This window comes from Propionivibrio sp., from assembly GCF_017995515.1.
Classification (GTDB): domain Bacteria; phylum Pseudomonadota; class Gammaproteobacteria; order Burkholderiales; family Rhodocyclaceae; genus Propionivibrio.
In genome coordinates this window covers 1-11,785 of sequence record NZ_JAGOIT010000082.1, presented here as the reverse complement: position 1 = coordinate 11,785, position 11,785 = coordinate 1, and the positions used below count along the sequence as shown (strand labels likewise).

The window sequence follows — 11,785 nt, the reverse complement described above, 5'->3', positions numbered from 1 at the left end:
AATCACGCCGGTGGCGTGCTCGGCGGCATCTCGACCGGGCAGGAAATCGTCGTGCACATGGCGATCAAGCCGACCTCCAGCATCCGGCTGCCACGCCAGACGGTGAATCTGGCCGGCGAGGCCGCAATCGTCGAAACACACGGCCGTCACGACCCCTGCGTCGGCATTCGCGCGACGCCAATCGCCGAGGCGATGCTGGCGCTGGTGCTCATCGATCACGCCCTGCGCCATCGCGCGCAATGCAGCGACGTCAGGTGTTCAACGCCGCGCATCTGAGTTTTCTACTGGCCAAAATTACAGTATCGGAGGGGCTGACAGGATGCTCAAAAACCCCGACCACCTGATGCCGAAGAGATAATGTCAGCCTTGTCGGAAGGAGATTGAAGAAGATGAGGACGGCGGACACGACCCCGCATGCGATGTTCAGTTACCGGAATCCGGAAGAACGGATACCGGCAGGACCTGCCGGGCGCTTCAGTTTGCCACGCAATTAGCGAAGGGCGGGACCGCCCCCTGCTGGCTTTCTCAGGCCAGGCAGACGAGCGGACTCGGTGCTACTCCCGGCTTCAGATTCACTCTTGCGTTACGGCTTCTTCCATTTCTTCAAGCTCTTCGGCCGCAACCTCGGCTTCCTGCGGTGCCGATGGTGAAAATTGCTGCTGCATCATCGCCTCCATCGGATTGAACGGCTTGCCGTTGACCTGAAGCTGGCCGTTCTTGAAGGTCACGCTGGTCTTGAGCAGGTTGTTCTCGACCGTGATGTAACCCTGCTGCTTGAACTGCTCCAGCGTGTTGGCGGCACTCTGCTGCGCGAAGGGTACTTCTTCCTCGCTCTTGCCGATGCCGATCAGCGTGTCGACCAGTGCGGTCGGCAGCGCGATGGCCGCACCCGCGTCGAGTTTGGCCAGCAGCATCAGCGGGTTGGAGAAGTCGTCCGGCTTTGGATCGGTCAGCTTGACGCTGGCGTTGAAGCTGGCTTCGCCGTCGGTGGTGCGGAAGGCGATGCGGTCGATCGAGAAGACCGGGCCGTCGGCCAGCAGATCGAAAAGCGGGGCCGCGAGGGGCGCCATGGCTTGCACCAGCTGGCCCTGGTTCGCGAAGACCTCGGGTTTGGCGTAAAGGGCTGTAATGCCGCGGCTCAGGGTGGCGAGCTTGCGGCCGTGCAGGTGTTTGAGCGAAAAGTCGTAATTGGCCGGACCGTAATTCTGTTCGCCGACCTGGACGACGTTGACGCCCAGTTTCGCGATGACGTCCATGAACTCGCCGGTGACCGGCATCCGCACGTCGTAGGCGATTTCCTTGAGCGCTACTTTCTGCTTCGGCTCGGCTTGTTCCGCAGCGCCCGGGTTGACGTTGATTTCGGCGACGGTGACCTTCTGCGATCCGGCGTAGAGCAGCGGCTCGTCGGGGAAGACGCGCTTGAGCTGGCTGTCGAACGCCATGCCTTTTACGGTGAGACCGGAACCGTCGGCCTCGGAAAGCGTGAAACCGGGAGCCGTTCCGCGGACCGTGTAGTCGGCGAGGCCCTTGGAGAATTCCATCACCAGTTCAGTGGGTTCGCCGGAGAGGTTTGCGTTGCTTTCCGGGGTGTCACCCGGGAGAACCAGCTTGAACGGTTTGCTGGCAAAGGTTGAACGGCCGCCGCCCACAAAGTTGTAGGTCGTGCGGATGTCGAAAGGCTGGTCGCTGCCGAAGGCTTCTGCGAGCTTTGCGCGCAACGGCTCGTCGAACTCGATGGTCGAAGTCTCGCTGCCGGCAGCCAGTGCAGAGAATCCCGGCAGGGGGCCGTGCTTGATTGCCGTCTTGATGGTGATGCGGATCGGCGGTTCGGCTTTTGGCTTTTCCGCCGAGGCTGCGGCCTCATCGGTTTCCGTGACAACCGGTTGGAAGAGAGCCGCCGGAATCTCGATCGTCGTCGTCTCGCTGGCGCTGAACAGGCCGCGCTCGTAGCTTTCACTTGCAATCTTCAGGTAGGGCTGCGCGGCGATCATGGATCGCACGTCGGCATGCGCCTTTTCGATCTGTGAGCCGAGATACCATGCCGCGGCGGGATAACCGACGGCGAGAACGGCAACCACCGATGCGGCTACCACGGTCATTTTGCTTTTGGCCAATGCTGTCTCCTGTGTATGTTGAGCGCTATTTGTCGCGGCTGATGCGCGCGGCATTCTAACCCGGGCGAACAGGCTCTCGGAACTTTCGCCGGATGGTCCGGTGACGGCTATGAGCCTTGCAGTAAGATGCCGCCTTACATTCATCCGTGCCGAGAGCTCCCCATGAAAGAAATTCAACGTGACCTGACGCGCACCGTGCTGGCCGTGCTTTGCATCATCCTGCTGATGGTCGCTTCGTTCTGGGTCTTGCGGCCGTTTCTTGCAGCGACGGTGTGGGCGACGATGATCGTCGTGGCGACCTGGCCGCTTCTGGAGGCGTTGGAAGTGCGATTCGGCGGTCGCCGGACGCCGGCCGTGGCGCTGATGACACTGGCGATGCTGCTCCTGCTCGTGTTGCCGATCGTGCTTGCCGTCGGGACAATCGCCGAACACGCGGGGAGCATGGTCGAGCTGGTTCGCGGGCTGGCGGCGGCGGGCCTTTCTGCACCGCCGGGCTGGCTCGCCGGCATTCCGCTGATTGGCGCCAGGCTCGTTGAACTCTGGCAGCAGGTCGCGACCAGCGAGGCGCAGGGTTTGCTGGCCAAGGTGGCGCCGTATGCCGCCGAGTCCGGGAAGTGGCTGCTTGCCGAGGCTGGCGGCTTCGGCATGATGATCGTCCAGTTCCTGCTCATCGTCGGCCTGTCGGCAGTTCTGTACGCCAACGGCGAGGTGGCGGCGAGCGAGGCTCGGCGTTTCGGCTACCGCATGGCGGGTGAGCGTGGCGAGAATTCGATCATCCTTGCCGGTCAGGCGATCCGTGGCGTGGCGCTCGGTGTCGGCGTCACGGCCATCGTGCAGACGGTCCTCGGCGGCATCGGACTGGCGATTGCCGGCGTGCCGTTTGCATCGCTGCTTTCGGCGGTGATGCTGATGCTGTGCATCGCCCAGTTGGGGCCTTCGCTGGTTCTCTTTCCCGCGGTTGGCTGGATGTTCTGGACGGGCGAGACGGGTTGGGCAACGTTCCTGCTGGTGTGGAGCCTGATCGTCGGCACCCTGGACAACTTCCTGCGCCCGGTGCTGATCAAGAAGGGCGCCGATCTGCCGCTGCTCCTCATCTTCGCCGGCGTTATCGGCGGCATGCTTGGCTTCGGCCTGATCGGTCTCTTCGTCGGCCCGGTCGTGCTCGCCGTCACCTACACCTTGCTCGAAGCGTGGATGGCCGACGGGCAGGGACCGACGACGCTCCCCGTGCGCAGCGACGAAGTCATCGAGGACCTGAACGCCGGTTGAGGCCGCGTACGGGCGTGTTTGTCACGCGTAGTCGATGATCTCCTTCGGGATCTCGTCGAGCGGCGCGACCCTGGCGGCGCCGCCGAGGCGGATGGCTTCCTTGGGCATGCCGAAGACGACGCAGGTCGATTCGTCCTCGGCGATGGTCGGCGAGCCGGTATCGCGCATCTCCTTAAGCCCACGCGCGCCGTCGTCACCCATGCCGGTCATGATGATGCCGAGGGCGTTCCGGCCGGCAGACTGGGCGACCGAGCGGAACAGCACGTCGACCGATGGCTTGTGGCGGTTGACCAGCGGGCCGTCCTTGACTTCCACGTAATATTGCGCGCCGCTGCGCTTGACCATCATGTGTCGGCCACCCGGCGCGATCAGCGCCAGGCCTGGGCGCACCCGGTCGCCGTCCTTGCCTTCGCGCACCTCGATCTGGCATAGCCCGTTCAAGCGTTCGGCGAACATGGCGGTGAAGCGCTCGGGCATGTGCTGGACGATGACGATGCCGGTCGTCGTCGCCGGCAACCTGGTCAGTACCGCTTCAAGCGCCTGTGTGCCGCCGGTGGACGTGCCGATGGCGATCAGCTTGTCGGTGGTGCCGTACATGCGTGCGCCGGTGTGGGGGCTGGGCAGCATCACGTCGGCGGAGAGCTTCTGACGATTGAGCGAAGGCAGGTTCGTCGTCGTGGCGATCCGGCGCACGGCCTTCATGTTGGCGCGCGCTGCGGCCTTGATGTTGGCGACGATGTCGTTTGCCGAATCCTGCAGGAAGGCCTTCAGGTCGATCTTCGGCTTGGTGATGATGCTCACCGCGCCGGCGGCAAGGGCTTCCATCGTTACCTGCGCGCCGCTTTCGGCGAGCGATGAGCAGATGATGATCGGCGTCGGGCGCTCGGCCATGATCTTCTTGAGGAAGGTCAGGCCGTCCATGCGCGGCATTTCGATGTCCAGCACGATGACGTCCGGCCACTGCGTCTTCAGTTTCTCAAGCGCGAAGATCGGATCCTGCGCCGTGGCGACGACCTCGATCGACGGGTCGCGCGAGATTGCCTGGGTGATGACCTGGCGAACGAGTGCAGAGTCATCAACGATCATCACTTTGATTTTTGTCGCCATGCCTTCTCCTTGCTTACGTGTGCTTCGGGCTCGCGTGCGGATGCGTTACGCGCCGCACGGCAACGAGGTCGCTGGTAATGCCGTTGAGCGTTTCCGAGTGCCCGATCAGCAAATGGCCGTCGATCTTCAGGTAGGGAAGCAGGTTGTTGATCACCTTGCGCTTTGTCTCCGGGTCGAAGTAGATCATCACATTGCGCAGGAAGATGATATCGAAGGTGCCTAACCCCTTGGTCGGCGCCATCAGGTTACTGTAGTGGAATTCGACGCGCTGGCGTAGCTCCTTCACGATCAGGAGCGTGCCTTCATACTGGCCGTTTCCCTTCAGGCAGTACTTTTTCAACAGCGTTCGCGGAATGCCGTCGATGCGGTCGAGCGAGTAATGTCCGCCGCGCGCCTTTTCAAGCACGCGGCTGCTGATTGCCGTGTTACAGACGACTTTACGACTCGAACTCAGCGGTCCGAAAGCCAGCGTCTCCGTCGCATTTGAATCAATGGTCCCAACTCTGCCGGAGGTATCAAATGCAGCAAATAAGATTCTGACGATCGAGATGCCTTTCAGGTCAATCAAACAGCCACGGAGACAACACCCGAAAAACCGGGAGCGGCAGATCGGCGCCTTCGGCCGAATAACGGACGCATGAGGACTGCCGGTTGTTTCAGATTGGACAAAGATTGGAGATTGGGTAGGTCGAGGGCGGAGCGGAAGGAGCGCAGTTCGCAGCGCGCGGGTCGCAAGAACGTCGCCCGGGGTCGGTAGGAGCGCAGATTTTCTGCGCGATGCGGCGGTCGACTTCGACCACCGTATCTGAACAATTCGTGAAGCCCTGCCGGCGGCGGAGGGGATGCGACGGCAGCGTGTTTAATCCGACAGCTTCTGCCCGTGCTCGCGCGAGGCGTGGAAGCCGACCTTGGTCCACTTCTCGCGCGTCACGTCGAGGTTGTAGCGCGTGCTGGCGAGGTAGACGTAGTTGCCGTCCACGTCCTTGGCCATGCGGTGCTGCTGCTCGCGCTCGAAGTTCTTGCGCGTGATTTCGTCGGGGAAGGTCAGCCAGCGCGCCGTGTTGATGTCGGCCGGTTCGAAGATGGCATCGACCTTGTACTCGGTCTGCAGGCGCTGGGCGACGACTTCGAACTGCAGGACGCCGACGGCGCCGAGTAGCAGGTTGCCGGTTGCCAGGTTTTCGAAGACCTGGATCGCGCCTTCTTCGCCGAGCTCCTGCAGCCCCTTCTGCAACTGCTTGCTCTTCAGCGGATCACGCAGACGCGCGACGCGGAAGAGTTCCGGCGAGAAGTAGGGGATGCCCTTGAACGAGAGCGTTTCGCCCTCGGTCAGCGTGTCGCCGATGTGCAGCTGGCCGTGGTTGTGGATGCCGATGATGTCGCCGGCGACGGCGTCTTCCATCAGCACGCGTTCGTTGGCCATGAAGGTCAGTGCGTTGGCCAGCTTCATCTCGCGGTCCATGCGCACGTGCTTCACCTTCATGCCCGAGGTGTAGCGGCCCGAACAGACGCGGAAGAAGGCGATGCGGTCGCGGTGCTTCGGGTCCATGTTGGCCTGGATCTTGAACACGAAACCGGAGAAAGGTGCCTCGGCCGGTTCGACCATGCGCACGCCGGCATCGCGCGGCTGCGGTTGCGGCGCCCAGTCGAGCAGCGCCTGCAGGATCTCCTGCACGCCGAAGTTGTTGATCCCGGAGCCGAAGAAGATCGGCGTCTGCTGGCCGGCGAGGAAGCCGACGAGGTCGAACGGGCTGCTCGCGCTGCGGATCAGATCGACGTCTTCGCGCAGCTTGCCGACTTCGAGCGGGAACTGCTCGTCGAGGAAGGGGTTGTCGATGCCGTCGATCTTCTCGGCCTCGGTGCGCTTTTCCTCGCCCGGCGAAAAACGCAGCAGGCTGTCGTCGCCGAGGTGGTAGACGCCGCGGAAGGTCTTGCCCATACCGATCGGCCAGGTGATCGGCGCGCACTCGATGTCGAGCACGTCCTCGATCTCTTCGAGCAGCTCGAACGGCTCGCGCACTTCGCGGTCGAGCTTGTTGACGAAGGTGATGATCGGCGTGTTGCGCATGCGGCAGACTTCGATCAGTTTGATCGTCTGCGCTTCGACGCCCTTGGCCGCATCGATCACCATGACGGCAGCGTCGACAGCGGTCAGCACGCGGTAGGTGTCTTCGGAGAAGTCCTGGTGACCCGGCGTGTCGAGGAGGTTGACCGTGTGCCCGCTGTACTCGAACTGCATCACCGAACTGGTGACCGAGATGCCGCGCTGCTTCTCGACTTCCATCCAGTCCGACGTCGCGTGGCGCGCGCTCTTGCGGCTCTTGACCGTGCCGGCCAGCTGGATCGCCCCGCCGAACAGCAGCAGCTTTTCGGTCAGCGTCGTCTTGCCAGCGTCAGGGTGCGAGATGATCGCGAAGGTGCGGCGTTTCTGCACATCGCGCAGGATTTCGGGAGGGAAGGGTAGAGAACTCATCGGCTTGCTTTCCGCTGCAAAAACAAAAGCCGCCGTTTGGGTATGGAGAAACCCCGCCGGCGGCGCGCAGGCCGAACTATAGCAAGACTTGGCCGGAGCCGGAACGCGCGGCCGGATGTGTGCAAGAATTGCGTCGGTAAACCATCTTCCCTCAACTGGCATCTCGCCGCAGCCTTCGCAACGGAATCGCAGGATGAAACGGCCGGCCCTCCAGTGGCGCTCGCTCAGTACAAAGATCACGCTCGCCACGCTGGGTGTTTTCCTGGCGGGATGTTCGGGATGACGGTCGATGAACTTGTGGGCAACGAGTACGTTGCGCTCGTGCATCCATCCGAGCGCGATGACTCGCGCGGGAAGATGCTGGCGCTGCTCGCCAGCCGGGTTCCGTCGGTCGATCTCGATCGCCTCTACCGGCGCGCCGATCAGACGGAGTTCTGGGGGCGCCTCACCGGGCGCCAGTTGCTCGATGCGAACGGCACCAAGCGTGGACTCGTCGGCGTGATCGCCGACATCGACGTAAACGAAGCCTTCACGCCCATCACCGGTTACGAGCGCGAAGAGGTACTCGGGCAAAAACCGCGCATGTTGAAGTCGAGACACCATGACGCCGGTTTCTACGCCGATCTCTGGCGCGAGCTGACGGCGACCGGCCATTGGTACGGTGAGATCTGGAACCGGCGCAAGAACGGCGAAGTGTATGCCGAGATGAAAACGATCAGCGCCGTGCGCGACACGCAGGGCAACGTCCTGCAGTACGTCGCGCTCTTCTCCGACATCACGCCGATCAAGGAGCACGAAAAGCAGCTCGAGCAGATCGCCCATTACGACGTGCTGACGACGCTGCCGAACCGCGTCCTGCTCGCCGACCGGCTGCATCAGGCGATGGTTCATGCGAGCCGCTACCGGCAGATCCTGGCCGCAGCCTACCTCGATCTGGACGGTTTCAAGGCGATCAACGACACCTTCGGCCACGAGACGGGCGACCAGCTGTTGATCGCCCTGTCCGCGCGGATGAAGGCAACGCTGCGCGAAAGCGATACGCTGGCGCGCCTGGGCGGTGACGAGTTCGCGCTCGATGACTTTGGCACCGGCTATTCATCGCTCACCTGCCTCAAGCGGCTGCCCGAGTCGCTGCTCAAGATCGACCAGAGCTTCGTGCGCGACATGCTCGACGACCCGGATGATCTCGCGATTCTCGAAGGCGTCATCAGCCTGGCTTCGGCGTTCCGGCGTCAGGTCATCGCCGAAGGGGTCGAGACGGTCGAACACGGCAAGATACTGCTGCAACTGGGCTGCGAACTGGCGCAGGGCTACGGGATCGCACGCCCGATCCCGGCGAGTGACCTGCCGAGCTGGGTCGCCAGCCGGCGACCCGATGCCAACTGGAGCAACCTGGCGCCGGTCGATCGCGACGATTACCCCTTGCTCTTCGCTGCCACCGAGCACCGGGCGTGGATCGCCGCCATGGGCAAGCATCTCAAGGATGCGCGAAACGAGCCGCCGGCGATGGATTTCCACCGCTGCCGCTTCGGGCAATGGCTGGATGCGGACGGCCAGAGCCGTTATGGTTCCCACCCCGACTTCTGGCGCATCGAGCATCTGCACCGGCAGGTACACGATCTCGCCGAAACGCTGTGCGAATACCGGAAGAGTAATTCCTTCGAGGAAGTGCAGGGCGAGATCGGCGAATTGCACGCCTTGCGCGACCAGCTGCTCGCGCGCCTGCAGCTGCTGTTGCACAACAGCCGGCGATGAGCGGGCTGGCGGCCTGCCTTGGCCTGTTTTCCAGCGCACTGATCGCCTCAACGCTGTTTCCCGCGCAATCGGAACTGGTGCTTGCCGGCCTGCTGATCGCCGGCAAGCAGCCGGCCTGGCTGTTGATCGTCGTAGCTACCGTCGGCAACGTGCTCGGTTCGGCGATCAACTGGTGGCTCGGGCGCAATCTCGAACACTTCAGGGACCGGCGCTGGTTCCCGTTCAAGCCGCAGGCGCTCGAGCGAGCGACCGGCTGGTATCACCGCTACGGCCGATGGTCGCTGCTCCTTTCCTGGATGCCGATCATCGGCGACCCGCTGACGCTGGTTGCTGGCGTCCTGCGCGAGCCGCTACCGACCTTCATCGCCATCGTCACGCTGGCCAAGCTCGGGCGCTATCTGGTGTTGGCCGCGGTCACATTGCAGTGGATGGCCTGAGCCGCCATTTTCCGGCGCTATACTCCGGCGATGCCCCGCACCACCACACACCACTTCTGGCGCAGCCCGGCGCTGCCCTTTGTCGAGAGCCGGCGGGCAAGCGACAGCGCGGCCTGCTATGCGCTGCATTCGCATTCGACGTTGTCGATCGGCGCCGTCGACGACGGCGAGAGCGTGTTTTCGCGCAACGGCCAGCGCCAGAAGCTCGTGCGTGGCGACGTGGTGCTGATTCCTCCCGGCGAAGTGCATTCGTGCAATCCAGCGGACGATGGTCGCTGGAGCTACCAGATGCTCTACCTCGATCCGGCATGGATTGGCGGCGTAATCGGCGAGATGGGCGCGTTTGATGCAATGGTCCTTAACCGGCTACCGCCCGATATCGCACCGCGCCGCGTGCATGAACGGCTGACGCGACTCAACGAGTGCATATTCAGTGCGGCGACCGACGAGGACAAGGAGGCGGCGTTGCTCGTCTTTGTCGGTGATCTCTTTGCTGAAGGGTGTTTGCGGAGAAAGGCCTGGACGGGCGAGCGGGATTCGGCGCGCTTGCGCGCGGTGCAGGCGCTGATCGCCGAGCGCTGCGCCGAATCGCTGTCGCTCGACTTGCTTGCAGGCGAAGCCGGCATGAGCCGCTATCACTTCGTCCGCGCCTTCGGCCGCATGGTCGGCATGACGCCGCACGCGTGGCAGCTCGACCAGCGCATCGAACGAGCGCGCGGCTTGCTGGACCAGGGTATGTCGCTTGCCGACGCAGCGTTGCAGCTCGGCTTCGCCGACCAGAGCCACTTCCAGCGTGCCTTCAAGCAGCGCGTCGCGGCGACGCCGGGCGAGTATCGGCTGGTTGTCGGCACCTCGTCGTAAGTCGCGCAATTTCCTTCAATACGCATCGCTCCCGAACGGCCAACCTGCACCCATTTCGCGGGTGGAGAACGATATGGCGTTATGGCAGCAGTTTCTGGTGATCGCGGGGGCGCACTTCCTCGCCTTGTTGAGCCCGGGTCCGGACTTCTTCCTCATCGTGCGCAGCGCGGTGATCAACGGCGCGCGCATCGCGAGCGGTGTCTGCGTCGGCATCGCATTGGCCAACGGCGTCTATATCGGCCTGGCGATCAGCGGCGTCGCCGTGTTGCAGGAAGTCGCCGGCCTGTTCGCCGTGCTCAAGTGGGCCGGCTGCGCCTACCTGGCCTGGCTCGGTTGGCGCTTTCTCACCGTGCGCGGCGAGGCACTGACGCCGGAGATGCGCGGTGCCGCGAAGACTTCCGGCAATTCGTGGCATTGGTGGCGCGAGTGCCGCGTTGGCTTCCTCTCAGGCATCCTCAACCCGAAGAACTCGCTGTTCTACGCCAGCCTGTTTTCGCTCGGCTTCGAGCGCAGAACGTCGTTTGGCGTGCAACTCGGCTACGGCATCTGGATGTTCTCCGCCGTTCTGCTTTGGGACTTGTGCATTGCGCGCGCCGCCGGTCATCCGCCGATCGTGCGCCGCTTCATGGCGCATGTGCGCAAGGTCGAACGGGTCACCGGCGTCGTGCTGCTCGGCATCGCCGCCGGCATCGTCGGCGCGCGCTGACAGCCCCTGTGCTTGCGTGCCGCGGCACCGGGTGGTGAGATGCGGGCTTCGCATCGTCATTGGAGTGCGTGATGAAGACCTATCGGGGCAGCTGCCATTGCGGCGCCATCCGCTTTGCGTTCAAGGGGCCGGAGAAGATCGAAAACGGCCTGCGCTGCAACTGCTCGATCTGCCGCCGCAAGGGCGCGCTGATGAGTGCCTTTACTGTCGCGCCGGATGAAATCGAGATCGAAGTCACCGGCGACAACCTCGCCACCTACGAATTCGGCAGCCGCGTAGCCAAGCATCACTTCTGCAAGACCTGCGGCATCTACCCCTTTCACCAGACGATGCGCAAGCCCGGCCACTACCGCCTCAATCTCGGCTGCGTCGAGGAACTCGATGCAACGCGGCTGCCGTTCGAGGTGTTCGACGGGGCGTCGATTTGAGTTTTTGACGCGCGAACTGGCGTCCAGGGCCTTCGTAACTGGTTGTCGCCGTCGTGCGTCGTTTCCGTTCCGGGAATGATTCGCTCTCAGTCTTCGCACCTGACAAGCGATTTCGGGTTCTTGTCCAGCACGAAGTCATCTTGATAGACTCGGCGGCAATCGGCCATGAACAGCCGGTGACTATCTCCCCATTGCTGCCATTCAAAGGTTCGGTCGCCTCCTAAACCTGCCGGATGGGCAAGACGTGCTACTCGGCCTTATGTGGAGTTCCACATAAGGCCGACGACCTGGCGGTGATCCGCCGTCACGAACGTCGGCTTCTCTCCGTCTCCGGCCATAGAACTCCTCACAGCGCGTACGGCAGCTGAGGGGCGATTCGAGCCATTCAAACTGACGCCAGACAACTCCGTAAAGTGGGTACGGTAGCGTTGTGATGGAAGAGGTCGTCTCCGCGCTTGCTGTCCTGCACTGCTGTCGTATGTAGTTCCCCGACTGCCTCAAGGCCGTGGCTAGGCCTCTATTCCAGCTGCAAAGCAACGTACAGCAGCAAGCGGTCATCGGTGTTCGCGAGATCAAGGCCAGTCAGTTCGCTGATTTGCCGCAGCCGGTAGTCGAGGGTGTTGCGGTGGATATGC

General features: G+C 63.1%; 12 protein-coding genes. 7 read left to right on the top strand and 5 right to left on the bottom strand.

The window, feature by feature from the left end; all coding sequences use genetic code 11:
- Positions 1–276, top strand: a 276-nt coding sequence (locus KBA32_RS12925) for a chorismate synthase (protein WP_294359546.1), incomplete at its 5' end; no start/stop codon positions are given.
- A 296-nt stretch (positions 277–572) separates the two neighbouring features.
- Here KBA32_RS12925 and KBA32_RS12920 read toward each other — a convergent pair.
- The gene (locus KBA32_RS12920) at positions 573–2,114 is read right to left on the bottom strand and encodes a YdgA family protein (RefSeq protein ID WP_294359545.1); all 1,542 of its coding nucleotides are present in this window, start codon (positions 2,112–2,114) and stop codon (positions 573–575) included.
- 162 nt (positions 2,115–2,276) lie between these two features.
- Between KBA32_RS12920 and ydiK the strand changes: the two genes are divergently transcribed.
- The gene (ydiK, locus tag KBA32_RS12915; protein ID WP_294359544.1) at positions 2,277–3,383 is read left to right on the top strand and encodes an AI-2E family transporter YdiK; all 1,107 of its coding nucleotides are present in this window, start codon (positions 2,277–2,279) and stop codon (positions 3,381–3,383) included.
- 21 nt (positions 3,384–3,404) lie between these two features.
- Here the strand turns inward: ydiK and KBA32_RS12910 are convergent, their stop codons facing one another.
- From KBA32_RS12910 to KBA32_RS12900, 3 genes are all read right to left on the bottom strand, one after another.
- Entirely contained in the window at positions 3,405–4,490 is a 1,086-nt protein-coding gene (locus tag KBA32_RS12910) for a chemotaxis response regulator protein-glutamate methylesterase (protein WP_294359543.1), read from the bottom strand.
- A gap of 13 nt (positions 4,491–4,503) precedes the next feature.
- Complete coding sequence (locus tag KBA32_RS12905) at positions 4,504–5,058, bottom strand: CheR family methyltransferase (protein ID WP_294359541.1); 555 nt, start codon at positions 5,056–5,058, stop codon at positions 4,504–4,506.
- 291 nt (positions 5,059–5,349) lie between these two features.
- Positions 5,350–6,963, bottom strand: coding sequence for a peptide chain release factor 3 (locus tag KBA32_RS12900; RefSeq protein WP_294359540.1), 1,614 nt, complete (start codon positions 6,961–6,963; stop codon positions 5,350–5,352).
- A 279-nt stretch (positions 6,964–7,242) separates the two neighbouring features.
- Between KBA32_RS12900 and KBA32_RS12895 the strand changes: the two genes are divergently transcribed.
- From KBA32_RS12895 to KBA32_RS12875, 5 genes are all read left to right on the top strand, one after another.
- Positions 7,243–8,718 carry a diguanylate cyclase gene (locus KBA32_RS12895; RefSeq protein WP_294359538.1) on the top strand — a complete coding sequence of 492 codons (1,476 nt, stop codon included), beginning with the start codon at positions 7,243–7,245 and terminating at the stop codon, positions 8,716–8,718.
- Positions 8,715–9,155 carry a YqaA family protein gene (locus KBA32_RS12890; protein WP_294359537.1) on the top strand — a complete coding sequence of 147 codons (441 nt, stop codon included), beginning with the start codon at positions 8,715–8,717 and terminating at the stop codon, positions 9,153–9,155. Before KBA32_RS12895 ends, KBA32_RS12890 begins: the two co-directional genes overlap by 4 nt.
- Before the next feature lie 30 nt (positions 9,156–9,185).
- Positions 9,186–10,016, top strand: coding sequence for an AraC family transcriptional regulator (locus tag KBA32_RS12885; protein WP_294359535.1), 831 nt, complete (start codon positions 9,186–9,188; stop codon positions 10,014–10,016).
- Between the two features lie 73 nt (positions 10,017–10,089).
- On the top strand, positions 10,090–10,722 hold the full coding sequence (locus KBA32_RS12880; RefSeq protein ID WP_294359534.1) for a LysE family translocator: 633 nt from the start codon (positions 10,090–10,092) through the stop codon (positions 10,720–10,722).
- Positions 10,723–10,793: 71 nt separating this feature from the next.
- The gene (locus KBA32_RS12875) at positions 10,794–11,150 is read left to right on the top strand and encodes a GFA family protein (protein WP_294359532.1); all 357 of its coding nucleotides are present in this window, start codon (positions 10,794–10,796) and stop codon (positions 11,148–11,150) included.
- 517 nt (positions 11,151–11,667) lie between these two features.
- Here KBA32_RS12875 and KBA32_RS12870 read toward each other — a convergent pair.
- Entirely contained in the window at positions 11,668–11,781 is a 114-nt protein-coding gene (locus tag KBA32_RS12870) for a helix-turn-helix domain-containing protein (protein WP_294359557.1), read from the bottom strand.
- Positions 11,782–11,785 lie beyond the last annotated feature (4 nt).

Coding starts and splice junctions, on each gene's coding strand:
- KBA32_RS12890 (WP_294359537.1), top strand. CDS start 8,715: ATGAGCGGGCTGGCGGCCTGCCTTGGCCTGTTTTCCAGCGCACTGATC.
- KBA32_RS12910 (WP_294359543.1), bottom strand. CDS start 4,490: ATGGCGACAAAAATCAAAGTGATGATCGTTGATGACTCTGCACTCGTT.
- KBA32_RS12900 (WP_294359540.1), bottom strand. CDS start 6,963: ATGAGTTCTCTACCCTTCCCTCCCGAAATCCTGCGCGATGTGCAGAAA.
- KBA32_RS12885 (WP_294359535.1), top strand. CDS start 9,186: ATGCCCCGCACCACCACACACCACTTCTGGCGCAGCCCGGCGCTGCCC.
- ydiK (WP_294359544.1), top strand. CDS start 2,277: ATGAAAGAAATTCAACGTGACCTGACGCGCACCGTGCTGGCCGTGCTT.
- KBA32_RS12875 (WP_294359532.1), top strand. CDS start 10,794: ATGAAGACCTATCGGGGCAGCTGCCATTGCGGCGCCATCCGCTTTGCG.
- KBA32_RS12895 (WP_294359538.1), top strand. CDS start 7,243: ATGACGGTCGATGAACTTGTGGGCAACGAGTACGTTGCGCTCGTGCAT.
- KBA32_RS12880 (WP_294359534.1), top strand. CDS start 10,090: ATGGCGTTATGGCAGCAGTTTCTGGTGATCGCGGGGGCGCACTTCCTC.